Origin of the sequence: Niallia sp. M35 (assembly GCF_050971705.1) — a bacterium.
GTDB classification, from domain to species: Bacteria; Bacillota; Bacilli; order Bacillales; family Cytobacillaceae; genus Niallia; species Niallia circulans_A.
The window spans coordinates 209,078-231,677 of sequence record NZ_JBPCEP010000008.1 but is presented as its reverse complement, the minus strand read 5'-3'; the positions used below and the strand labels follow the sequence as shown (position 1 = coordinate 231,677).

At 35.0% G+C, this 22,600-nt stretch carries 19 protein-coding genes and 1 riboswitch; of the genes, 2 read left to right on the top strand and 17 right to left on the bottom strand.

All coding sequences use genetic code 11. The features are described 5' to 3' along the window. Positions 1-73: 73 nt before the first annotated feature. The 10 genes from NiCM35_RS13095 to ku all read right to left on the bottom strand — a co-directional run bounded on the left by NiCM35_RS13095 (position 74) and on the right by ku (position 11,314). Positions 74-274: a cold-shock protein gene (locus tag NiCM35_RS13095; protein ID WP_047940491.1), complete on the bottom strand. Its 201-nt coding sequence runs from the start codon at positions 272-274 to the stop codon at positions 74-76. 157 nt (positions 275-431) lie between these two features. Then, on the bottom strand, positions 432-1,889 hold the full coding sequence (gene cshA / locus NiCM35_RS13090; RefSeq protein ID WP_123257795.1) for a degradosome RNA helicase CshA: 1,458 nt from the start codon (positions 1,887-1,889) through the stop codon (positions 432-434). A gap of 497 nt (positions 1,890-2,386) precedes the next feature. After that, positions 2,387-2,587 carry a cold-shock protein gene (locus tag NiCM35_RS13085; protein WP_016203922.1) on the bottom strand — a complete coding sequence of 67 codons (201 nt, stop codon included), beginning with the start codon at positions 2,585-2,587 and terminating at the stop codon, positions 2,387-2,389. Positions 2,588-2,846: 259 nt separating this feature from the next. After that, complete coding sequence (locus tag NiCM35_RS13080) at positions 2,847-3,689, bottom strand: bifunctional 5,10-methylenetetrahydrofolate dehydrogenase/5,10-methenyltetrahydrofolate cyclohydrolase (RefSeq protein ID WP_095333712.1); 843 nt, start codon at positions 3,687-3,689, stop codon at positions 2,847-2,849. A 41-nt stretch (positions 3,690-3,730) separates the two neighbouring features. Then, a riboswitch (ZMP/ZTP riboswitch) is annotated at positions 3,731-3,814 on the bottom strand. A gap of 784 nt (positions 3,815-4,598) precedes the next feature. Beyond that, a complete protein-coding gene (locus NiCM35_RS13075; protein WP_172860042.1) occupies positions 4,599-6,224 on the bottom strand; it encodes a glycerol-3-phosphate dehydrogenase/oxidase in 1,626 nt (541 codons plus the stop codon). Positions 6,225-6,519: 295 nt separating this feature from the next. Further along, complete coding sequence (gene glpK, locus NiCM35_RS13070) at positions 6,520-8,010, bottom strand: glycerol kinase GlpK (RefSeq protein WP_095333711.1); 1,491 nt, start codon at positions 8,008-8,010, stop codon at positions 6,520-6,522. A 27-nt stretch (positions 8,011-8,037) separates the two neighbouring features. Continuing rightward, positions 8,038-8,856, bottom strand: a complete 819-nt coding sequence (locus tag NiCM35_RS13065; RefSeq protein WP_047940487.1) for an MIP/aquaporin family protein — start codon at positions 8,854-8,856, stop codon at positions 8,038-8,040. 288 nt (positions 8,857-9,144) lie between these two features. Then, positions 9,145-9,690 carry a glycerol-3-phosphate responsive antiterminator gene (locus NiCM35_RS13060; RefSeq protein WP_095333709.1) on the bottom strand — a complete coding sequence of 182 codons (546 nt, stop codon included), beginning with the start codon at positions 9,688-9,690 and terminating at the stop codon, positions 9,145-9,147. A 66-nt stretch (positions 9,691-9,756) separates the two neighbouring features. Continuing rightward, on the bottom strand, positions 9,757-10,404 hold the full coding sequence (locus NiCM35_RS13055; protein ID WP_433779722.1) for a phosphatase PAP2 family protein: 648 nt from the start codon (positions 10,402-10,404) through the stop codon (positions 9,757-9,759). 76 nt (positions 10,405-10,480) lie between these two features. After that, entirely contained in the window at positions 10,481-11,314 is an 834-nt protein-coding gene (gene ku / locus NiCM35_RS13050) for a non-homologous end joining protein Ku (protein WP_123259314.1), read from the bottom strand. A gap of 187 nt (positions 11,315-11,501) precedes the next feature. On the opposite strand from ku, the gene ligD reads away from it, so the two are divergent. Further along, the gene (gene ligD, locus NiCM35_RS13045) at positions 11,502-12,731 is read left to right on the top strand and encodes a DNA ligase D (RefSeq protein WP_433779720.1); all 1,230 of its coding nucleotides are present in this window, start codon (positions 11,502-11,504) and stop codon (positions 12,729-12,731) included. A 127-nt stretch (positions 12,732-12,858) separates the two neighbouring features. Here ligD and NiCM35_RS13040 read toward each other — a convergent pair whose 3' ends face one another. The 6 genes from NiCM35_RS13040 to NiCM35_RS13015 all read right to left on the bottom strand — a co-directional run bounded on the left by NiCM35_RS13040 (position 12,859) and on the right by NiCM35_RS13015 (position 19,800). Then, a complete protein-coding gene (locus tag NiCM35_RS13040) occupies positions 12,859-13,788 on the bottom strand; it encodes an ATP-dependent DNA ligase (RefSeq protein WP_123257801.1) in 930 nt (309 codons plus the stop codon). Between the two features lie 253 nt (positions 13,789-14,041). After that, entirely contained in the window at positions 14,042-15,028 is a 987-nt protein-coding gene (gene dapF, locus NiCM35_RS13035) for a diaminopimelate epimerase (protein WP_123257802.1), read from the bottom strand. 134 nt (positions 15,029-15,162) lie between these two features. After that, positions 15,163-16,404 carry an EAL and HDOD domain-containing protein gene (locus NiCM35_RS13030; RefSeq protein WP_095333700.1) on the bottom strand — a complete coding sequence of 414 codons (1,242 nt, stop codon included), beginning with the start codon at positions 16,402-16,404 and terminating at the stop codon, positions 15,163-15,165. A gap of 431 nt (positions 16,405-16,835) precedes the next feature. Further along, positions 16,836-18,134 carry an NCS2 family permease gene (locus NiCM35_RS13025; RefSeq protein WP_095333698.1) on the bottom strand — a complete coding sequence of 433 codons (1,299 nt, stop codon included), beginning with the start codon at positions 18,132-18,134 and terminating at the stop codon, positions 16,836-16,838. Positions 18,135-18,400: 266 nt separating this feature from the next. Continuing rightward, entirely contained in the window at positions 18,401-19,189 is a 789-nt protein-coding gene (locus tag NiCM35_RS13020; RefSeq protein ID WP_164463832.1) for a hypothetical protein, read from the bottom strand. Positions 19,190-19,461: 272 nt separating this feature from the next. Further along, complete coding sequence (locus NiCM35_RS13015; RefSeq protein ID WP_047940478.1) at positions 19,462-19,800, bottom strand: DUF4870 domain-containing protein; 339 nt, start codon at positions 19,798-19,800, stop codon at positions 19,462-19,464. Positions 19,801-20,204: 404 nt separating this feature from the next. Between NiCM35_RS13015 and NiCM35_RS13010 the strand changes: the two genes are divergently transcribed. Further along, positions 20,205-20,762, top strand: a complete 558-nt coding sequence (locus tag NiCM35_RS13010; RefSeq protein WP_433779717.1) for a GNAT family N-acetyltransferase — start codon at positions 20,205-20,207, stop codon at positions 20,760-20,762. A gap of 147 nt (positions 20,763-20,909) precedes the next feature. Here the strand turns inward: NiCM35_RS13010 and NiCM35_RS13005 are convergent, their stop codons facing one another. Then, the gene (locus tag NiCM35_RS13005; RefSeq protein ID WP_433779716.1) at positions 20,910-22,553 is read right to left on the bottom strand and encodes an FAD-dependent oxidoreductase; all 1,644 of its coding nucleotides are present in this window, start codon (positions 22,551-22,553) and stop codon (positions 20,910-20,912) included. Between the last annotated feature and the right edge of the window lie 47 nt (positions 22,554-22,600).

The following is a 22,600-nucleotide window of genomic DNA, read 5'->3' as shown; positions in this document are numbered from 1 at the left end:
TATTCTTTCTTATTTTATCCAAATAGCATTCATTTAGCAAAAAAAAGAGCCCCGTAGGACTCTTCCTTACATTTTATAGTTTTGTTACATTAACAGCCTGTGGTCCGCGGCTGCCTTCTTCTATATCAAAATTAACTTCTTGACCTTCGTCTAAAGTTTTGAATCCTTCTGTTTGGATCGCAGAATAATGAACAAATACATCTTCTCCGCCATCTACTTCGATAAATCCAAAGCCTTTTTCTGAATTAAACCATTTTACTTTACCTGTTGCCATTTTTTTATTGCCTCCTAGATTTAAATAACAAGGATATATCCTATCCTTCATTTACCTAGTTTCCCCAATTTATTTCATTTAAAACGTTGAAACATCAAATACCAATATTTTCTTCCAAATAAAAGGGAAACCACGGTATAAAGTAAGCTATAAACGATTACTTACTTCTGTTACGACTTCTAGGTCTTCTATCACCAGAAGAGTTCGGGCGTTTTCTATCATAGCTGCCGCGTTCTCCCCCACGATCAGAACGACGTCTGCGATTACCGCCGCCAGATCGGTTATCTTTTTTCTTTGAACGCAATGGCTCAACAGCCGTTAATTTAACTGGTGTAGCATCTGGCTCTTTTGTAAGAAGCTTTAATGCTGCTGCAAGAAGTGTTACAGAATCGGTTTCTTCTAATAAGCCTTCTGCAACTCGCTTATACTCTGCATAGTCATTTTCTTCAATTGTTTTTGCAATTTTACTAATTGTTGCTTGTTGGTTTCCAGCTAACACATCTGTTAGAGAAGGAATTGGCTTTTTCGTCATTGATTTCTTCGTAACATTTTCAATAATACGTAAATGATCAAGTTCTCTAGGAGATACAAATGTTACAGCTAGTCCTTTTTTACCAGCACGTCCTGTTCTACCAATTCGGTGAACATAGCTTTCTGGATCTTGTGGGATATCAAAGTTATAAACATGAGACACACCGCTAATATCAAGGCCTCTAGCTGCTACATCTGTTGCTACCATGATATCAATGCTTTGTTCCTTGAAACGGCGAATAACTTGGTCACGTTTACCTTGTGGAATATCACCGTGAATTCCTTCTGCAGAGTATCCACGTTTAATAAGGCCTTCTACCACTTCATCGACACGTCTCTTCGTACGACCAAAAACAATAGCTAGTTCAGGTGATTGAATGTCCAGCAAACTGCATAACACATCGAATTTTTGACGCTCTTGCACTTCGATATAATGTTGCTCAATGTTTGTAACAGTCATTTCTTTTGCCTTCACTCTTACTACTTGAGGTTCAACCATAAATCTTTCTGCAAGGCTTTGAATTCTTTTCGGCATTGTTGCTGAAAACAATAATGTTTGACGAGAATCTGGCGTTTCACTTAAAATCCTTTCAATATCATCAATGAATCCCATGTTAAGCATTTCATCCGCTTCATCAAGAACAATCATTTTTAAATCTTGTAAGCGAATTGTTTTACGTTCAATATGGTCAATTAATCGACCAGGTGTAGCCGCAATAATTTCCGGCTTCTTTTTTAGCCCACGAATTTGGCGGTTAATGTCTTGCCCACCATATATTGGCAATGTACGGATTCCTTTTACAGAGCCGATACGATTTAATTCTTCTGCTACTTGGACTGCTAATTCTCTTGTTGGAGCAATTACTAGTCCTTGAACTGCTTTGCCAACCTCAATTTTCTCTAGTAAAGGCACACCAAAGGCAGTTGTTTTACCAGTACCTGTTTGAGCTTGTCCAATCATGTCCTTACCTGATAATGCAATCGGAATCGCCTGCGCCTGAATTGGTGTTGGCTCTTCAAATCCCATATTTGATAATGCTTTTTCTAAACTGCTGCTTAATTTAAAATCTGAAAAAGTTGTCAATACTTTTTCCTCCTTGTTATTGTACTCCGTTGATTGATATTCCTTAGAATATAGGGCCAGAAATGTCGTAGGATAGGATCTTTATCATTTTAAATGAATGGATTCCACTAATTTTAGCGCATGATTACTCTTATATAGACCTTAAAACACCGCCCTATTATTAGGGACATTATTTGTTTAGAAAATACCAACCTAGAGTGTATTGTTTTATTTTGTTATAAATATATACTCTCCATTTTATTTCACTTTTTTTCATTTTCCAAAACATTAAGGTAAATAGGATCAATTAAAAGCCTGCATACCATACTTTAGTGGGAAATTATGTGGTTTTTTAACGGATGAATATAATGAAGTTGATGGAGAATTTTTATCTAAATGCCAATCTAAGCCATTTATTTTCGTTATTCTTCCTTTCACTGAAAAACAAAGCTTTATGTGAAACATCATTAAAAAAGGTGATGCATTTTGAAAGGCATCACCTTTTTTTGTTTTTTTTATTAAGCTTTAGTTACGTTAGAAGCTTGTGGTCCACGGTTACCTTCAACGATTTCAAAAGTTACGTCTTGGCCTTCTTCTAAAGTTTTGAAACCTTCTGTTTGAATTGCAGAGAAGTGAACAAATACGTCTTGACCTTCAGAAGACTCGATGAATCCAAAACCTTTTTCTGCGTTAAACCATTTTACTTTACCTGTGTTCATTGTAAAACCTCCAAAAATGTGTTACACACTAAGCACCTAATATAACTTTTAGGAATCGATACGTCATTTAACATGAAAAAGCCGTAGCTGAAATGATGTAGAAGAAAATCGCCTACATACGTTGCAGCTACGACCACCTTATCCTTAAAACATATACCGAACTTAATTGCGTTACATTTATAATATAATTTTTTTGCGTTTTTGTCAATAACGTTTTCAAAACTTAAGAAATTTCATATTCTATTGTTTGATTTCATTATTACTCGATTGCTGCTTCTGCAGAATCAACCGTATGCTTTAACAGCATACTAATCGTAACTGGTCCAACTCCTCCAGGAACTGGGGTGATGGCAGAAGCTTTTTCTAAACAAGCTTCATAATCAACATCTCCAATATTGCCTTTATTATAGCCAGCATCCAAAATAACAGCACCTGGTTTAATCCATTCACCTTGAATAAAATTAGGTTTTCCAACAGCAGCAATCACAATGTCTGCCTGTTTGACATGATCTTCTAAATGAACCGTTCTCGAGTGGCAGGTTGTCACCGTTGCATCTTTATTTAAAAGCAATGCAGAAACAGGCTTCCCTAAAATCGGACTACGCCCTACTACTACAGCGTGTTTCCCATTAACTTCTATATTATAATGCTCCATAATTTTCATTATAGCTGCTGGAGTACAGGATGGATATTTACCAAATCCTAAAGCTGTTTGCCCATATCCAAAACTAGTAACACCGTCTACGTCTTTCTCAATCGCAATTGCTTCAAATGCTTTCCGTTCGTCTATATGGCTTGGAACGGGATGTTGTAAAAGAATGCCATGCACCTTTTCATCGTTATTTAATGAATGAATCGTTGCTAACAATTCTTCTGTCGTTGTTTGTTTATCTAAATGAATTTTTCTTGAATCTATGCCGAGCTTTGCACACGCATTTCCTTTCATTCGTACATACGTTGCGGATGAAGGATCATCGCCAACTAATATCGTTGCCAAGCATGGAGTAATCCCTTTTTCCTTTAAAGCACTTATTCTTCCTTTTAATTCGTCCTTTACTGCATTTGCTACTACATTTCCGTCTAAAATTAATTTTTCCGACATGTATATACCTCCTGGTAAATTATAAAAAGAAGTGCTTTATGCCCTTCTGCCCAGACGACCGGCTATACATATACACAGCTCCCATATGGTTATTTCCATTTATGTCGTCAGTCACTATGTATTGATAAGTTCATTTGTATCATATCATAGCTCCCTTTTAAAGAAAATAATCTTCCCATTATTTTCTTATAATAATAGAGGAAAGTACCAGATCAGCTTTATCAAATAAAAAAGGACCTTTAAATCTGATGATCAACTCAGATTTAAAGGTCCCATTCGTGTATTCATCGATTGAATACAATTAAGCAATGCATATATTTAAGGAAATACACATCTATTAAAATGGTGTAATGCCTAAAACAACGAAAGCCCTACCTCTCTTTCATCCTTACGGTTCCTAGACCGTGCCAGTGTGAATTTAGGGTGAATTGTGCAGAACACAAAAATACATTTTCGAAAAAATAATGGAAGGATTAATCCGCATTAGGAAGGATTTAAATGTGTTTTTGAAGATAAATGGAGTGTAATTGTTTTGAATGCTATTATATAGTTGTTCCGTTTACTTATAAATTTCTTGTTACTTTACACAATAATTCTACAAAATTCTGTTAAACCTCAAATACATACAAGGAACATCTTATCGCAAAATTTGCTTATAGTCAACCATTAGTTTCCCTATTTTTGTAAAAACATTATTTTGTGGATGGTAAAATCGTTATTCTTACTATTATCAATCTCCATTTCATACACTTAATTACCACAATTTGATCAGTGCGATTCCTGGCGTGTTGTTAGCTAGAGGCGACTGCATGAATCACATAAGCGCGTCACCTCCAGCTAACCAACCTATCATATATTTTAAGAAATTTCGTTTTAATGAGGATAGCCTTATTCCCTATTAACTTTCAATTATCCTGCGAACGGTACAGTTGCTTTGTGTATTTCCTTTTCTAGTTCGGCTGTTAAAGTGTTAGTCCTTTCGACGCTCCAATCATAATATTCTGCCATGTATTCAATTACCGCATCTTTTACTTCCTTTACTTTTGCAATATCAAATAGCAGCATTCCTGTCCGTCTGAGGAGTACATCTGTCGGAGTCATTGCAAATTCATATTCCATTGCATAGTGAATTCGTGCAAGTAGGACTGGAGAAAGTTCTTCATGTTTCCCGCTTAAATCCTTCGCAAGTTCATAAAGAATAGGAGCATTACTGCCATATAGTCTTGCAATTTTTTCTGCTTCCTCTTTTAAGAGTCCTCCATTCATTCCTTTTGTTAAGATATCCTGGATATACGCAGAAAACCCTTTTGAACCACCGACATCTCCACCGGAAATTGGCATTGTCTTTGTCATACATTGTTTAAATGATTTCCCCGTCTTCTCTTGCAATCTAGCGGAAACAAGATTAACAACTGTTTCAGCCATTTTACGATAACCAGTTAATTTCCCTCCAGCAATAGTAATAAGTTTACTGTCAGACTCCCAGATTTCATCCTTTCGAGAAATTTCGGATGGATCTTTTCCATCTTCCAAAATCAACGGTCTCACTCCCGCCCAGCTTGACTCCACATCTTCTGCGGAAACAGAGATCGAAGGAAACATAAATTTAATTGCTTCTAAAAGATAATCTCTATCTTCTTTCGACATCGATGGATGAATGGGATCTTCACTATAAAAAGTATCTGTTGTCCCAACATATGTTTTGCCATCCCGCGGAATGGCAAAAACCATCCTCTTATCTGGTGTATCAAAATAAATTGCTTGTTTTAAAGGAAATACAGATTGATCAATAACTAAATGAACCCCTTTTGTCAGCTGAAGCGTTTTTCCTTTTCGGCTTCCATCAATCGTTCTTAATGTATCAACCCATGGTCCAGTTGCATTTACCACGACATTGGCATAAATGGGGTAAACCGCATTAGAGATAAGATTTCTAACTTCTACGCCTTCTATTTTACCGTTTTTATCATATAGGAAGTTCTCTACTTTCGTATAATTTATCGCCGTTGCACCACAATCAACTGCCTTTTTCATTACTTCCACAGTCAGGCGACTGTCATCTGTGCGATATTCCACATAATATCCTCCACCTTTAAGCCCGTCTTTCTTAATTAATGGTTCTTTCGCAAGGGTTTCTTCTTTCGATAGCATTTTTCTACGTTCCGTCTTTTTCACTCCAGCAAGAAAATCATATACTCTTAAACCGATATTGGTGGAAAATTTACCAAACGTTCCTCCTTGGTGCAAGGGAAGTAACATCCATTCTGGTGTAGTTACATGTGGTCCATTTTCATACACCACTTCTCTCTCTTTCCCTACTTCTGCAACCATCTTCACTTCGAATTGCTTTAAATAGCGGAGACCTCCATGAACGAGCTTTGTTGATCTGCTTGAAGTTCCTGCTGAAAAGTCCTGCATTTCTACAAGAGCAACTTCCATTCCTCTTGCTGCGGCATCTAAAGCGATACCCGCTCCTGTAATGCCTCCCCCGATAACTAACACATCAAATTTATTATTCATTAACTGTTGTTGCATTTTTTCTCTACTACTTGGCTTCTTTTGCAAAGTAAAACCCTCCCTATATCTTAAAAAACTTGTTAGTTAAATAATTTCCTTACGTTATTCATTCAAAACAATTTGGTTCGTACATGATCTAAACACAAACAAAAAGAGACCACAAAGCTACATTACCAATTAAACGATAATGCTTTGTGGTCTCTCCATTTCTCCAGACAAAAAATATTAACTTGTTTTTATTATATCATATTAATCTATATATTCATAGTATTTATACTATTTTATTAAACTTTTAAACAGAAAGCTATTCCTTTTATTTAAAAGCCATCGTGGCTTTAACAGCTTTCTTCCAGCCAGTATATAATGCTTCTCTTGTCTCTTCCTCCATTTTTGGTTCGTAGGAACGATCAAGGCTCCATTGCTCCGCAATTTCCTTTTGATCTTTCCAAAAACCGACAGCTAAACCAGCAAGATAAGCTGCTCCTAATGCAGTTGTCTCATTTATAACAGGTCTTTCTACAGGAACATTTAAAATATCTCCCTGGAACTGCATAAGGAAATTATTTCGAACGGCTCCTCCGTCTGCTCGTAATGTTTTGACTTGAATATTCGAATCAGTCTCCATTGCACCCAAAACATCTTTTGTTTGATAGGCAAGTGATTCTAGTGTCGCCCGAATAAAATGCTCTTTTGTTGTCCCTCTCGTTACCCCAAACATTGCCCCGCGAACATCACTGTCCCAGTAAGGAGTCCCAAGTCCAACAAATGCTGGTACAATATAAACTCCATCTGTAGAATCTACTCTGCTTGCATAGTCTTCGCTATCTTTGGCATCTTTTATCATTCTCAATCCATCTCTTAGCCACTGGATAGCAGATCCGGCCACAAAGATGCTTCCCTCAAGCGCATAATTCACTTTTCCATCTATTCCCCATGCGATTGTTGTTAACAAGCCATGATCTGATTTTACTGCTTTTTCACCTGTGTTCATTAGCATAAAGCAGCCAGTGCCATAAGTATTTTTCGCCATTCCCGCTTCAAAACATGCCTGACCAAATAAAGCAGCCTGTTGATCTCCTGCCACTCCTGCAATTGGTATTCTATTTCCGAAGAAATGCCCTTCCACTGTATGAGCATATATTTCAGAAGATCCTTTTACTTCTGGCAGCATAGACTTTGGAACTGTTAATATTTCAAGTAATTCGTCATCCCATTTTAAATCATAGATATTAAACATTAGCGTACGTGAAGCATTTGTATAGTCTGTTACATGCGCTTTCCCACCAGATAATTTCCAGATTAGCCATGTATCAATTGTACCAAATAATAAATCCCCATTTTCCGCTTTTTGTCTTGCTCCATCCACGTGATCTAAAATCCACTTTACTTTTGTACCTGCAAAATAAGCATCAATTAAAAGTCCTGTTTTATCACGGAAAAGCTGATTATACCCTTGTGCTTTTAGTTCTTCGCAAATTTCATTTGTTTGTCTTGATTGCCACACAATAGCATTGTAGACGGGCGCCCCAGTATTTTTATCCCATACAACTGCCGTCTCCCGTTGGTTGGTGATCCCGATACCTTCTATTTGTTCCGGCTTAATATCCGATTCTGATAAAACTGTCGCAATAACTGCCAAAATAGAACCCCATATTTCATTTGCATTATGTTCAACCCAGCCTGGCTTCGGAAATATTTGTGTAAACTCTTTTTGTGCTACATGGACAATATCCCCTTTTTTATTGAAAATAATTGCTCTAGAACTTGTTGTCCCTTGGTCTAATGATAAAATAAATTTTTCCATAAAATAAAACCTCCCATTAGTAAATGATTATGCTACTTTTTTACCAATACTCTTACTTTCCCCTTTTGTCTTAAAAAATGCAAGTAATAATACAATGACAGTAATCGCTATCACAATCCAAAAGCTTGATAAGACAACCCCTTTAAAGATATACGTATAAAAAACGGCTGCTAGGGATCCACCTAGTATGGGACCAACAACTGGTATCCATGCATAGCGGAAATTCGATGATCCTTTGCCGGCAATTGGTAAAACAAAATGGGCAATTCTTGGACCAAGGTCACGTGCTGGGTTAATGGCATAGCCAGTTGTTCCCCCTAATGACATCCCAATTACAACAATAAGCAAACCTACAGCAAGCGGGTTAAGTCCCTCAGCGAAGCTATTTGCTCCAATAAACAATAACCCAAGCACTAACATAAACGTTCCTATCAATTCACTTAATATATTTCCAAAGGTATGTGGAATAGCAGGACCTGTTGAAAAGACTGCTAATTTTGCTTCCGCATCCTTTGTTGCACCCCAATGCGGGAGATAGTGTAAATATACAATACATGCACCTAAAAAAGCGCCGATCATTTGTGCCAAGATATATGGCAATACTTGATTCCAAGCAAAATCACCTGTTATTGCCAGCGCGATGGTAACTGCTGGATTTAAGTGGGCCCCACTGATACTTCCGACAGCAAATGCTCCCATCGTAACCGCCAGCCCCCAGGCAAGAGTAATCACAATCCATCCTCCCCCATTAGAGAACGCTTTCTTTAAATTCGCACCAGCTACGACTCCTCCCCCGAATATAATCAAAATCATGGTTCCAACAACTTCTCCCATAAACGCAGACATCAAAATCCCCCTTTTCCTTGTTTCACTCTGTTTTATTCTGATAATTATCTTAAAATGAAATACCCCTAAACTACCATCATACTAATATTTATTTTTAGCATAATTACAGAGTGATTGTCATTAAAACATGCAAAAAAGGAGAACACGACAGATTAAGCCACTAAAATTATGGTGACTACTGCGTGTATCTCCTTTTCTCCAACACATTAAATTAACTTGTAAGGTAATTGTAAACGCTTCCTGACAGTCTGTCAATTATTTTTATCGTTTTCACTATAAAAAAATTATTTACTTTATTTTTTGCCATAATTCTTTTTTTGAAGTAGTTATACTAGTAGCCCCTGCTTCAATTGCATTACTTATATCCTTATCCGAGCGAATCAAACCACCTGCAAGAATAGGTACATTTAAACTCTCTTTTATTTCTTTAATCATCCAAGGCATTGTTCCTGGAAGCACTTCGATATAATCAGGATGTGTTCGTTGAACTAGCTTAACGCTTTTCGCTATTGCATGACTATCAAGGAGAAATACCCTTTGGATTGCTATCACGTTTTTCTGCTTTGCTTTTAAGATAACCGATGATTTTGTAGATATAAGTCCATATGGTTTAAATTCTTGACAGATAAACTCTGTTCCAAAATCATCACTTTTTAATCCTTGGATTAAGTCAACATGATAAATCATTTTCTTATTTGCTTTTTTTGCAAGCAAACTTATATGTTTTAACTGTGAAACATGTACTTCTAAAAATACGCCAATTTCATAATCACTTTTTAAAAATGCTTCAAATTCCTTCATATTGGATGATGCTGGAATAATATGCTGATTCATTTCATTTCCCCCAAAAATATTTCATTCTTCTCCGCTTAATTATTATTCATTCATTCTGCATTCACACTAGCGTTTCGATTTAAATTCATATAGTCGAAATGCTAATATGCAAACAGCAGAATAGGCGATACCTATTGAGTAGCCACCAACAACATCTGTTGGATAATGGACACCTAAATATACTCTGCTTGTCCCTATTAAAAGAATAAAAAAACAGGCAATTATGTAAGCCAGCACTTTCTTCCCAGTAAATTTAAGCAAATGTATACATAAGTATGCACATGAGCTGAAGAAAATTAGCGAACCCATAGAATGTCCACTTGGAAAACTATAGCCTTTTTCTATTATAACAGGCAATATATCCGGACGCTCTCTTTTAAAGAACCATTTAAGAAGTGTATTTAATAATGCACCAAAACTATTAGTTGAAATGAAAAAAATAACTAAAGCATACTTTTTCTTCCATAGTAAAAGTACTGTAATAACTAGTATCGCGGCTGCAATAAACAGACTAGATCCTAAAAAGGTAATTCTTTCAACCCATATTGTTAAATCTTCTGAAATGAATGATTGCGTAAAGTGGATGATTGTCTCGTCAAATGAAATAATATCAGAGCTCTTTACATGTCTTGCAATAATATAAAATAGCCCACTAAAAATCAGGATAATTGCTAACATTATACCGATATATTTTGATGTTATTCTTTTCTCCATGTAAATCCCTCGCTGTTATATTTTAGTGCTAGCTATTCCTAAAATAGTAAAAGCTAGCACCTTGTCTTTTTCTTTTTTAAGCTTCTTTTACAACTTTCTTTCTTGTTGTTTTTTTCTTTTTTTCCTCAGTTTTCTTAGGCTTTGTATTATCAATAGATGCTTGTAGTGCAGCCATTAAATCCATGACATTAGATTCCCTTGGCTTATCTGTGCCTGTCACTACCTCTTTGCCAGCTTTCTTCGCTTCAATCAATTCAAGAAGAGCTGTTCTGTATTCATCAGTATATTTCTCCGGAGTAAATTCTGTTGTTAATTGGTCAATTAATAAAATCGCTGTTTCCAATTCTTTTTTCTCGAGTTGATTTACTTCCGGAACATTTGGTACATCGTCCACTTTACGAACTTCATCAGGAAAATGTATGGTTTCCATTACGAGGGTATTTTCATACACCCTAATAATTGCCAGCTGCTCTTTGGAACGAATAATAATTTTCGCAATTCCAACTTTCCCTGTCTCAAGTAAAGCTTGTCTTAATAAGGCATAAGCCTTGTTCCCCCCTTCACCGGAAGACATATAATAGCATTTTTCAAAGTAAATGGGATCAATCTCTTCCATCTTCACAAAATCAATAATTTCCACTGCTTTATCTTCATTCTCTTTACGCAAATTTCCCAAGTCTTCTTCATCAAGGACAACATATTTTCCCTTTGCATATTCATATGCCTTCACGATTTCTTCTGGAGCAACTTCATTTCCACAAGCAGAACATTTTTTTTCATATTTAATCGGGGCATGACAAGCCTTATGAAGTGTTCTAAGCTTAATATCTTTATCTTCTATTGCCGAATGCAGCTTAATCGGTATGCTAACTAGTCCAAAACTTATATTTCCTTTCCACATTGTATGCATATTTATTCTCCCATCTCATTAGTTGAATGCAAAAGCAAAATTCATCATCGCTTTACTTCTATCTATTTATACATTGTGTCACCGGTTTTTTTTCATACTATTTAATTATTGGTAACAGACACTGTTCATACTTATGTACTTAAATAGTTATACTAGTAAGAGATAGTCAAATCAGGAGGATAGACAAATGCATAAAGCTGCATTTTTTATTAGTAATTATCATAAAAAAACAGACTCATTTGGTGTCAGCGTCATTGGAAATGAGAACATAATCCCTGTAGGTTCTTTTCAAAATGGCTTAAAAAGAGCAGAAAAAACAGCATTATTACAGATTATAAAAGAACATGCTATAAAGGAAGATGACAACTTTTATTTTCTAGATCCCGGAATTTGCGTAGAATTACAGTTTTCCTCTTTTCAACAGCATAGACTAAACAATCCTGTTTTTATCCAATTTTTATATAATAAAGATTGGAAAGACTGTACATTAGAGAATGTTATCGCAACAGAGTCTACGCCTATTACTCATGCTGATAAACATCTTTTTCCCAATACCAAGATTACGAAACTTGATTATATTTTATATTTAAAAGAAGTCAGTCCATATTTACTTCCTTTTTTAGAAAATCGCTTATTGACTACAATTCGATTTCCCCATGGTTTATTTGGCGAATCTTTCTATCAAAAACAATGTCCAGACTACGCTCCTTCTTATGTGGAAACATATAAAAACGAAGACATAGAATATATTGTTTGTAATAATGTAGAAACGCTTATGTGGCTCGGAAATCAATTAGCGTTTGAATTTCACATTCCTTTTGAAACAATTTATTCTAATAGCATGCCTTCTGAAATTGTCTTTGATCTAGACCCGCCTTCTGTGGAACATTTTTATATGGCTATTAAAGCTGCAAAAGTTCTGCAACAGATTTTGGAACGATTACAGCTTTTATCTTTTGTGAAAATATCAGGAAATAAAGGAATTCAGGTGTATTTACCACTTCCAGAAAGAACATTTACTTATGAAAAAGTACGTTTATTCACAGAATTTATTGCTAATTATATGATTGAGGAAAATCCAGAGCTTTTCACCATAGAACGATTAAAGAAAAACCGCAGAAACAGATTATACATTGACTACATCCAACATAGTGAAGGAAAAACAATTATCGCTCCCTATTCCATTCGCGGTAATAAAGGCGGATATGTTGCATGCCCAATTGCATGGGATGAATTAACAGAAGATCTTCATCCTAGTCAATTTTCAATGGATGTTGTATTACAAAGACTTCAAAATGGGATTCATTCTTTCGCTGGTTATTTTGAGGCAAAAGAAAAACAACCTTTCCAGCAAGTACTAGATGTGTTAACAAATATACAAAACGAGGAAGGGACAGGAAAACATCTAAATAGATAATTGCGAAAACGAATTATCAAATCCTTGTATTTAAACATAAAGACAATAAACGCCCAAACAATGGTACGGAATTTTTTCTGTCTAATGTTTGGGCTTATTTCTAAAATACTATTAGATATGCGTGTTGTTATTCTAATGTGCATTCTTCAATGGGAATAGTGACAAATGACTCGATGACTGGATGCCTTAATGTTTTGCCTTCTGTCCATTCTAAAAAGGAGATTTTGACAGTGAGTGCTGGTCGCAGCCAGACTCCATCTTTCGCTTCCTTAAGATTAACAAAAGAACTTTCTTTTATAATGATTGGCTCAATCGCCTTGGAGACAGCAGCCCAGTCGTTTGCGGTCAATTTACTCGAACCGGCACTTCCAATATAAACCAACTGTCCTGACTCATCAAATAACCCGAGGTGGAGAGAATGAACCGTTTTATGTTTAATTGTTACTCCTCCCACTATAGCAATTAAATCCTGCTCTTTTTTTCTCTTAAGCCATCTTGCATCTTTTCCGCCCAGAACATAGGAACTGCCAAGATCCTTGCAGACGATTCCTTCCAACTGATGTTGTTGACAAACAGTGAATAAACCTTGCATATCAGCAAAATTTTCAACAAGTCGAACAACTTTCGTCTCAGCTATTTTTTCATGCAATATTTTTTGTCTTTCCAGTAACGGCTTATCTACTAACCACTGTCCATCGAGGAACAGGATATCAAAAACCATATAGGTAATGGGAATCTCTTCTTGCAGACCACTTAATCGCTCAAGATTTCTCACTCTGTCCCGTTTCATTACTTCATAAAAGGATGGTTTCCCATCCTGCAAAGCAATAACTTCCCCGTCGAGAATACAATTTTTTGCCTGTACGAAGGAACTAGTCTTTAGTAATTCAGGATATTGCTGCGTTCTTTCGTTTTTCTTTCGATTAAATAATTTTGTGTTCTCTCCATCATAGTAGGAGAGAATTCTTGTTCCATCCCACTTAACTTGAGCTATCCATTGATCCCCTTTTGGAATTGCTTCTGTTAGTAGTGGTTCAAACGGCTTTATTGGTTTCATGTCCTTTATTCCTTTTATCCTTACCATTTGCAAATAGAAAAAAATTATACAAGATTTTGTCTAGTTTTCCTCTTTTTGGCGCTCTTATCCTTGCTATTTTCCTGCTAAAAATGCAGGTTATTGTCCATTTTCTAATCACTTTAAAATCTTCTCAAGACGGTAACAAAAAGGTCAGTTCCTATTCCACATAACATAATGTTGAATAGACCTAACCTTTTCCTCCCATACTAACCAACTACTGTTCTCTGCAAATTTATTTTAAATGGTTTTCGACATATTGTTTTGCTTCTTGTTGCAGTTTTTTATATTGAACAGCTTCTTCCTCAAAATAGGACTTATTCGATACGGAAAAACTTTCCATCGCATCCCATTTAAACGATACATCAGCACGATAAACATAAGTGGCATTGCCAATTAAATCAATACGATATTGATCATTACGATGATGAACATAACAGCGGACTTTGCCTCCATTATTATACACATCTACATAGGTATTTTCTTGATTAAACCCATTTAGTATGGAAACAAGGGTTGAAGCAGACATAGCAGTTCCGCAAGCATTTGTAAACCCTACCCCTCTCTCGTATGTACGTACATAAATGTTACCTTTTTCTAATATCGATACAAAGCTAACATTTACACCGTCTGGAAAATACTCATTCGGACCATTCACATATTTACTTAATGTTTCTTGAATATCAGAATCAAGTACTGCTTTATCTACAAGTGTAATTAAATGTGGATTAGGCACAGCTAAAGCAGTAAATAATAAATCATTATTTAATCCCGGAATTTTCCCATTTATTAGTGTAGTCGATTCTACCTGTAATGGCAGGTCCTTTGTTTGAAAAGATACAGGAGATATTTCTACCAAATATGTTGGAATATTAGGATAAATATCTGCTTCGTTTTTCACCTCTAAATTAGCTTTCATTGTTTCAATCACTGCTTCCTCTACCTGAAGAAGTTCACAAACATATCGAGCGACACAACGAATCCCATTTCCACACATGGAAGCTTCGGAACCATCGGCATTAAAAACTCTCATTCTTGCATCCGCAACTTGACTAGGCATTACAAAAAGAATACCATCCGCCCCTAAAGAAGAACCTCTATTACATAACGTTTTAGCTATCTCCGTTCTTTCTTCTTCGGAAAACTGATAGGCGTCTGAAATTTCATCTATTATTAAAAAATCATTGCCACTTCCATGACATTTTGTAATTTTTATATTCATTTCATAATTCCTCCAAGCTGAATTTGTTTCTTATTTATTTTACTGTTCCTTTGTCTAACCTGCAATCAATTCTTCCTGACTAAAAAAGAGAAAACCTTAACAGCTTATAATCAAGTCGTTAAGGTCATTTCCATTCATCCATATAAATAATCATCATCTAATAGCTTCTTTGCCCATGAAATAGATTCTGCATATACTTTAAATAATTCTTTTTCTTGAATATTTAATTCTTTACAACCAAGTGCAATTCCGGGCCAGTCAGCTGTTTCTGCTGCAATGACCAATTGAAGCACGTCTTGTTGAACATTTTTCTGTCCTGATAAAGCTTGTACAATTGTTTCATCCAATGGTAGATCGGAAAGAATGCTATCCATATCCCTGTTCATAATGGTATCCATAAGAGAGAACATGCCCGTCAAAAAAAAACTTCCATATTCTATCCTTCCCGGTACAAGCTTTGCTACTGATTCGCACATTTTAGAACGTATTAAGCAATTATGCATCACTTCTAAAGAAATTCCATTCTTCCAGTCCTTTTCCCTAACTGTAAGAATATAAATCCATTTTCGAAGTTCTCTAAGCCCAATATATATAATGGCATGCTTAATACTAGTTACTTTTTGTTTTACTCCATATTCTAGTGTGTTAATTAATTTTAAAAGCTTATAGGATAAAGAAATATCCTGTTCAATCAATTTAGAAATACGGTTTATGTCTGGATTTTCATCATGTAGTAGCTCAAGAATCTTATAATACGTCGGCATATAGGTTGGCACATCATGGGAAGACATAATGAATGGTCTTGAGAAATAATAACCTTGAAAATAATGATAGCCTCTATTTCTTGCTTGTTTATACTCCGAACTTGTTTCAAGTTTTTCAGCAATTAATTCAAGATGATGCTTTTTAGCAACATCTTCTATTTCTGCTCGCACTTCTTTTGTCGTATTTTGAAAATCGACTTTAATCATATCTGCTAATCTTAGCAAAGAATAAGAGTATGGGTTACTTTTCTCAAAAATAAAATCATCTAAAGCTAGTTTGTAGCCTAATTGTTTGAGTTCTAAACAAATATCTATTATTTTTTGGCTTGGAACAACTGTTTCTAGAATTTCTATTACAATATCCCTTGGGTGAAAATATGTAGGAAGCTTAAGTTCTAATAAATTCTCCGTAAAATTAATAAAGCAAGGTTTACCATCTGATAATTTATCTATTCCAATATTAAGAAAACTATTAATAATAACATCTGTCGTTGCCTGATCACCATTCACATTGGGGAAGGAATTAATATTGTTATGTCTATAAAGTAGTTCATATCCATAAACTTCTTCGATTCGATTAAATAGTGGCTGTCTCGCCACAAAAACTTCCATTTATTTACCTCCGTCAATCTTTTTACGCTTAGTTATTGTCATTTTAATAAATTTATAAGTAGAAGGTTGTCGAACCTTGCTTGTAAGAAAATAATTTTTTCACAAAAAAATGTCATCATGAAAGTTTAAGGATTATCTAAGTTGTATTTAAAGGGAATGAAGAATAGATTCTTTGATTCTAGGACCTTGATAATAAAAATGATAGTTTATCTAGAAAAAAGAACTTTTTTGCATACTATTTTTCTAAAAGGTTTTTTGAAAAAAACGGGGAATTCTAAAAATATATAGAGCAGTCTGACATATCGTTAAATAGAGTAAAGCTGCTAAGACAAAAAGCATATACTCATACACAAACGAGTGATGTCAGACTGCTAGTGACAACTTCTGAAATAAGAAAATAACTTCAAATTTCAGAATGGACGTGTCTTAGATTAATGTGTATATTGAAGTACAAAATTAATCAAAAATAATGAGGATATGAAATACAAAGGCAGTGAAACTTCTTTCGCTTTCCCTAATGCAATCTTTAAAATCGGGTAAAGAATAAACCCAATAGCCATGCCATCTGCGATACTGTACGTAAACGGAATCATCGCAATAATAAAAAAGCTAGGAAAACTTTCACTTAAATCCTTTAAATCCAGATTTCGGATATTCTGCAGCATTAACCCTCCAATAATGATTAAAATTGGTGCAATAGCACTGTCTGGGATTAATTTAATGACAGGAATAAAAAATGCTGAACAAATAAACAGAAAACCTGTCGTTACAGCGGTTAAGCCTGTTTTCCCACCAGCAGTCATACTTGCAGAGCTTTCCACAGTAGCTACCGTTGGACTTGTGCCAAATAAACTAGATAGAAAAACAGAAATAGAAGTAGCTCGAAAAGCTTTTTGAAATCGCTTAGGTTTGTTTATAAATTGAACATGATTATTGACCAATCCAATATTTTCAAACACAAGTACCATTGTAAGAGAAAATACGGCAATCCAAAAAGGAATCGTTACAAGTTTATCAAAAGACAGATGGCCGAACACACTCCTGTATTCTTGAAGGTGAATCGATTGGCTACTTCCTGCGTTTACATTGATCAGTCCAAACAGCCAAGCAATGAAAGTACCAACAATAATCGTAATCAGAAAGTTTCCCTTCACATTTCTTAAAAACAGAATAATACTTATTAAAAATGTGAGTACTGTTGCCAATACATGTAAATCATTAAAAGATCCTAAGGCAATAATTGAATTTGTTCCTCTTTCTACTATCCCGCCTTTTTCCAAACCAATTAGCATTAAAAATAGACCTAATCCAACGCTAATCGATTCTTTTAACGAAACAGGAATAGAATCACTTACAATTCTAGCTAGTTTGGTAAAAGCCACAATCATAAAGAGAATTCCAGAAACAAACACTACTGCCAACGCTTCTTGCCAGGTTAGAGCCATTGAATTTACAATGGTATAAGAAAACAAAGCATTGATACCCATACCAGGTACAAGCAAAACGGGCACATTTCCATATAAGCCCATTAAAAAACAGCCAACAACGGATGTTAAAATGGTTGCAATGATTGCTGCTTCCAACGGAATACCTGCTTCTGCTAAGATTAAGGAGTTTACTACCACGATGTATACAACAGTAAAAAACCCAATAATCCCTGCAAGTACCTCTTGTTTAATGGATGTTTGACTTTCCTTTAGCTGAAAAAATGAAAAAATATAATCTTTCATCAGATATACCTATTTAGTTGTATCCCTCTCCCTACCCGCTTCCCTATAAATACAATATAAGCATGCCAATGATTGACATGACTTTTAGCATTCAATAAGGTAGCCACAAGAAATTATGATAGCAGATTACCAATGTTTTGCCAATGTTTTTCAGGAGAAAATACTCATTTTTTCCTACTTTCCTTTTAGTGGTTTATTATTATTTAGTCAGTTTTCATTAAATCAGCTTATCAAAGGAAAACTTTCTATGCTCAACTCCCCCCATATTAATGATTCGTATAGGCGAATAACTTTGTTAATATCGCATAGAGGTGAATAACCTCTTTATCAGACGCGTGGTGATCAATTGTCAACAGCGGCAGATTAGGATCTTGAAAACGTTTTGCCCATTCTTTCGGCATCCAGCCCTTTCTTAACTGAGCTAATTTATGACCATCTTCTTGCTCAAACTGGTACTCCATGTGACCAAAGGTTTTTTTCATTATGATTGTGTCTTCCCCATAAAGAAATTGGTTCACTAATCGTTTTTCGGTCTTTATTTCTAAAATTCTGCTGATTATTTTTTTATCCTTATTCTGTATATCTATTCTGTCTCTTTTTAAGGTAAAAACATATTGGAGATCCCCTTGCGTATTATAAAAGCCGTACGATTTTGTATAAAATCGATCGAATAAGAATGGTAGATACCAACGAATGACTGAGAATTTTTCATCTTTTATTTCCCCTATCTCTTGTCCTTCTCTATCAAAAACAATCATTCTTAAGGATGGGGCAGGTAAAAAAGATAAAACTACCGTATTGGATTTTAAAATGGATCTTGCCTGTCCTACGGAGAAAAAATTATCCATTTTCTCTAAACGCTGTTTATGTAAATAAAATTGACAAAAGCAAATTACACTGTACATTGCAAATGGGACTAAAAGGTAAAGAAAAGTAATACTTGAATGATTCAATAAAAATATGCCTATAAAAAGGAATAGAGGAATACAACTAATTAAACTAGCGTTCAAGGAAGATATGGCTGTATATTTATAGTATTTTTCAATATTCATCATGAAGACTCCTTTATATCCATTCTTGTAATGAAAGGTTAGCGCGGCTGTGCACTTATCTTTCTCATTCTTCTTATTCTATTAATTTCTATTGAAATCTATGATTAATTAGAAGAAAAATTTTAAAAGAGTCTAATCTATTAGTAAGTATTGATTGTGGAAATATAAAAACCGAAAAATGACAGCCTATTCGTTAAAAAGCGGGTCACCGAAATTGGTCGCTGATTTAAACGAATAGGCTGTCATTTTATAAACAGTTAATGATCTAACAATGATTATTTGATAAAACGAATCGTTAAAGGAATATGATAATCCTGGCCTTCATAAGCCTTAATGGCAGCGATAATTGTAAATACAAATGCCATGATTCCGATTATTGGTAAAATAATAAATCCTATTAAAAGAAACACAAGAATCCATGCTATAAAGGAATAAATGGCATAAGAAATTAAAAAGTTAAAATATTCTTTACCATGATAATCCACAAAAGGCGAATCCTTTTTCACGAGCCAGATAACTAATGGCCCGATAAAAGTAGTAAAAAAACTAGACACATAAATCAACATCGCAAAAACTCTATCATCATTTGATGATCTGTCTTTATTTAAATCCATGAAAGAAACCTCCAACTAAAATAATAATTGCTATGTTATTATATACGATTATTTCATATAAATGTTTCATTTTGAAATAATTTATGTCCAATTAATTGGCGGAAGTTTTCATCCCTCTTTGTTATAGTGAAATAATTTACCTTTCTTTACATCATTTCATTAAAATTTTACAATTTGTTTGTATTTTCCTATTTTCAATTTCACCGAAATTTTGTATGATATAGAAAAGTAATTTGTTATCATGAGATAATAATTAAAGATGGGAAGGCAAATGGTGCGCCACCGCTTTGGTTCTAGTGGGTTCGATTCCCACCCCGAAATTTTTTTTCAAATGGATTAAAAATTTCGAGGGTGGGCTTTTTCTTTTTCATGAATAAGTTCTGCCCTCAACTGGAGGGATTATTGTGTTAAAAAAAAGAGATCTTGAGGAATGTCAAGCGTTATATCCTTTAATGATGCACCCTGATGTCTTCCCTTTCGTGCGTCAAAAAGCTTATTCATATGAAGAATACCTTTTTCTTACCAAGCAGACAATAGAAGCGGAAGAAAGAGGAGAACTTATCTCTAGAACGATATTAGATGAATGGCAAAATCCGATTGGTACCATTAATCTATATGATATAAACGAAAATATCGGTTTCCTCGGTACTTGGTTGGGAAAACCTTATCATGGCATGGGATACAATCAAATAGCAAAAGAATTATTCTTTGCTGAAGCATTTTTTGAGCTGAATATTGAAAGTATATTAATGCGAATTAGAAGTAATAATATCCGCTCACTAAAAGCGGCTGAAAAGCTTCCCTATGCGGTTTCAGCAAATGAAACAAGAAGTAATCTGTTACAAATTTTAAATACTTCTGGAATCCCTTATCAACTATTCGAAATTCCTAAAGATTTATTTACTCTATACACTTTACGTCAAAATACGGAAGAGACGACAAATGATTGTAGAGAGGCGTAATTTAGCTCCGATACTAAAATAAGATCAGTCGATAGAAAAATAACTATCACTGATCTTATTTTTATTCTTCTATAATAATCTAACGAAAATTGGATGGAGAAATCCTCCATGTATTCATTCTCGCCTATGAATGAATATCATAGTAAATTATCGCTTCTTTTTATAACTTTGATAATTCTTGTTTCCACCAGAAAGATTATAGATATTCATAAATCCTAAATTACGTAGTACGTTTTGGGCAGCATTTCCGGTTACACCACTATTACAATAGGTAACAGTGAGTAAATTTGGATCTAGTTCCTTGCATTTCTCTCGCAAATCACCCAAAGGGATATTAATAGCTGTATCCACACATGAAGCATTAAATTGTTTTGCAGAGCGTGTATCAATAACTTGAATAGCCTCTCTCTTTTCTATCTTTTCACTTAAATCTTTTGGCGTGATTAATTGATTTTTCTTCTCAATAGCATTCTGTAAAGCCATTCCAGTATACATAACAGGGTCTTTTGCCGTACTAAAAGGCGGGGCATATGCAAGATCAAGATGAAATAAATCTTCCGCTTTTGCTTTAAATGTAATGGCTGTAACAAAAACATCTATTCTTTTATCGACTCCTTCTTCCCCTACTATTTGTACACCTAAAATTCTACCTGTTTTGCGATCTGCAATTGCCTTAATGACTAATTGTTTACCACCCAAATACTCAGCTCTTGCAGGCTTGATATTATGGAGAACTTCTATATCATAGCCTTCCTCCAATGCTTCCGTTTCGTTCATACCAGTTTGTCCAACAGCTAAGTCAAAAACACGAAGAATAGCAGTTCCTAAAATGCCTCTATGTTCTAAAGCCCCCCCTGTTATAACATCACCGGCTATTCTTCCCATTTTATTTGCTGTGCTTCCTAATGGCCGATATAATGATTTACCGGTAATGAGAGAATAGCTCTCTGCAACATCCCCTACCGCATATACATTAGGTAAGTTAGTTTGCATCCTATTATTTACGGCAATAGCACCAGAATGTCCTATATTTACACCGATTGACTCTGCTAAGTGAACATTAGGCCTAACCCCTGTTGCTAAAATAACCAAATCTGTTTCTATAACATTTCCTGATTTTGTTCTTATTTCGTTAGTAGTTATTTCACTAACTTCCTCATTCAAAAGAAGGTTAATCCCTTTTTTTACTAGATGTTCTTCTACATATGTAACAATATCTTGATCCATATGTGATAATATGTGATTACTGCGTTGCACTAATGTAACCTCTAACCCTCTGTTTGTTAGCTGTTCAGCCATCTCTAAACCAATATACCCTGCACCTATAATTGCAGCTCTTCTTGGCTCCTTCTTTTTTATAAACCTGTCAATAGCACTTGTATCTTGAATGGTTCGAATGTGGAAAACATGTTTTTTTTCTACCCCCTCAATTGGTGGCGTTAAAGGTGATGCTCCTGTTGCAAATACTAATACATCATAAATATCCTCTATCACTTCATCTGTATCCAAGTTTTTCACTTGGATCTTTCTACGATTTACATCGATAGCGATAACCTCATGCCTGACAAAAATATCTACATTATATCTTTTCTTAAACCAAGCTGGATTTCTCGGTGTTAAACTTTCTATTTCATCAACTTCTCCGCCTAAGAAATAAGGAATCCCACAACCGGAGTAAGAAATGTCATAATCGGCATTATAAAGTGTGATTTCTGCCTGCTCGTCATTTCTCCGTGCTTTTGCCGCTACTGATGTACCTGCCGCTACTGATCCTATGATAACAATTTTCATGATCACCCTCCTAAAAATAATAGTGTATTTTATGATTTATCTTTGCC

Coding starts and splice junctions, on each gene's coding strand:
- NiCM35_RS13025 (WP_095333698.1), bottom strand. CDS start 18,134: ATGAAAGATTATATTTTTTCATTTTTTCAGCTAAAGGAAAGTCAAACA.
- NiCM35_RS13080 (WP_095333712.1), bottom strand. CDS start 3,689: ATGTCGGAAAAATTAATTTTAGACGGAAATGTAGTAGCAAATGCAGTA.
- NiCM35_RS13095 (WP_047940491.1), bottom strand. CDS start 274: ATGGCAACAGGTAAAGTAAAATGGTTTAATTCAGAAAAAGGCTTTGGA.
- NiCM35_RS13085 (WP_016203922.1), bottom strand. CDS start 2,587: ATGAACACAGGTAAAGTAAAATGGTTTAACGCAGAAAAAGGTTTTGGA.
- dapF (WP_123257802.1), bottom strand. CDS start 15,028: ATGAATATAAAAATTACAAAATGTCATGGAAGTGGCAATGATTTTTTA.
- NiCM35_RS13005 (WP_433779716.1), bottom strand. CDS start 22,553: ATGAAAATTGTTATCATAGGATCAGTAGCGGCAGGTACATCAGTAGCG.
- NiCM35_RS13060 (WP_095333709.1), bottom strand. CDS start 9,690: ATGAATCAGCATATTATTCCAGCATCATCCAATATGAAGGAATTTGAA.
- NiCM35_RS13055 (WP_433779722.1), bottom strand. CDS start 10,404: ATGGAGAAAAGAATAACATCAAAATATATCGGTATAATGTTAGCAATT.
- NiCM35_RS13040 (WP_123257801.1), bottom strand. CDS start 13,788: ATGAAACCAATAAAGCCGTTTGAACCACTACTAACAGAAGCAATTCCA.
- NiCM35_RS13020 (WP_164463832.1), bottom strand. CDS start 19,189: ATGATGAATATTGAAAAATACTATAAATATACAGCCATATCTTCCTTG.
- NiCM35_RS13015 (WP_047940478.1), bottom strand. CDS start 19,800: ATGGATTTAAATAAAGACAGATCATCAAATGATGATAGAGTTTTTGCG.
- NiCM35_RS13065 (WP_047940487.1), bottom strand. CDS start 8,856: ATGTCTGCGTTTATGGGAGAAGTTGTTGGAACCATGATTTTGATTATA.
- ligD (WP_433779720.1), top strand. CDS start 11,502: ATGCATAAAGCTGCATTTTTTATTAGTAATTATCATAAAAAAACAGAC.
- NiCM35_RS13075 (WP_172860042.1), bottom strand. CDS start 6,224: ATGCAACAACAGTTAATGAATAATAAATTTGATGTGTTAGTTATCGGG.
- ku (WP_123259314.1), bottom strand. CDS start 11,314: ATGCATACAATGTGGAAAGGAAATATAAGTTTTGGACTAGTTAGCATA.
- glpK (WP_095333711.1), bottom strand. CDS start 8,010: ATGGAAAAATTTATTTTATCATTAGACCAAGGGACAACAAGTTCTAGA.
- NiCM35_RS13030 (WP_095333700.1), bottom strand. CDS start 16,404: ATGGAAGTTTTTGTGGCGAGACAGCCACTATTTAATCGAATCGAAGAA.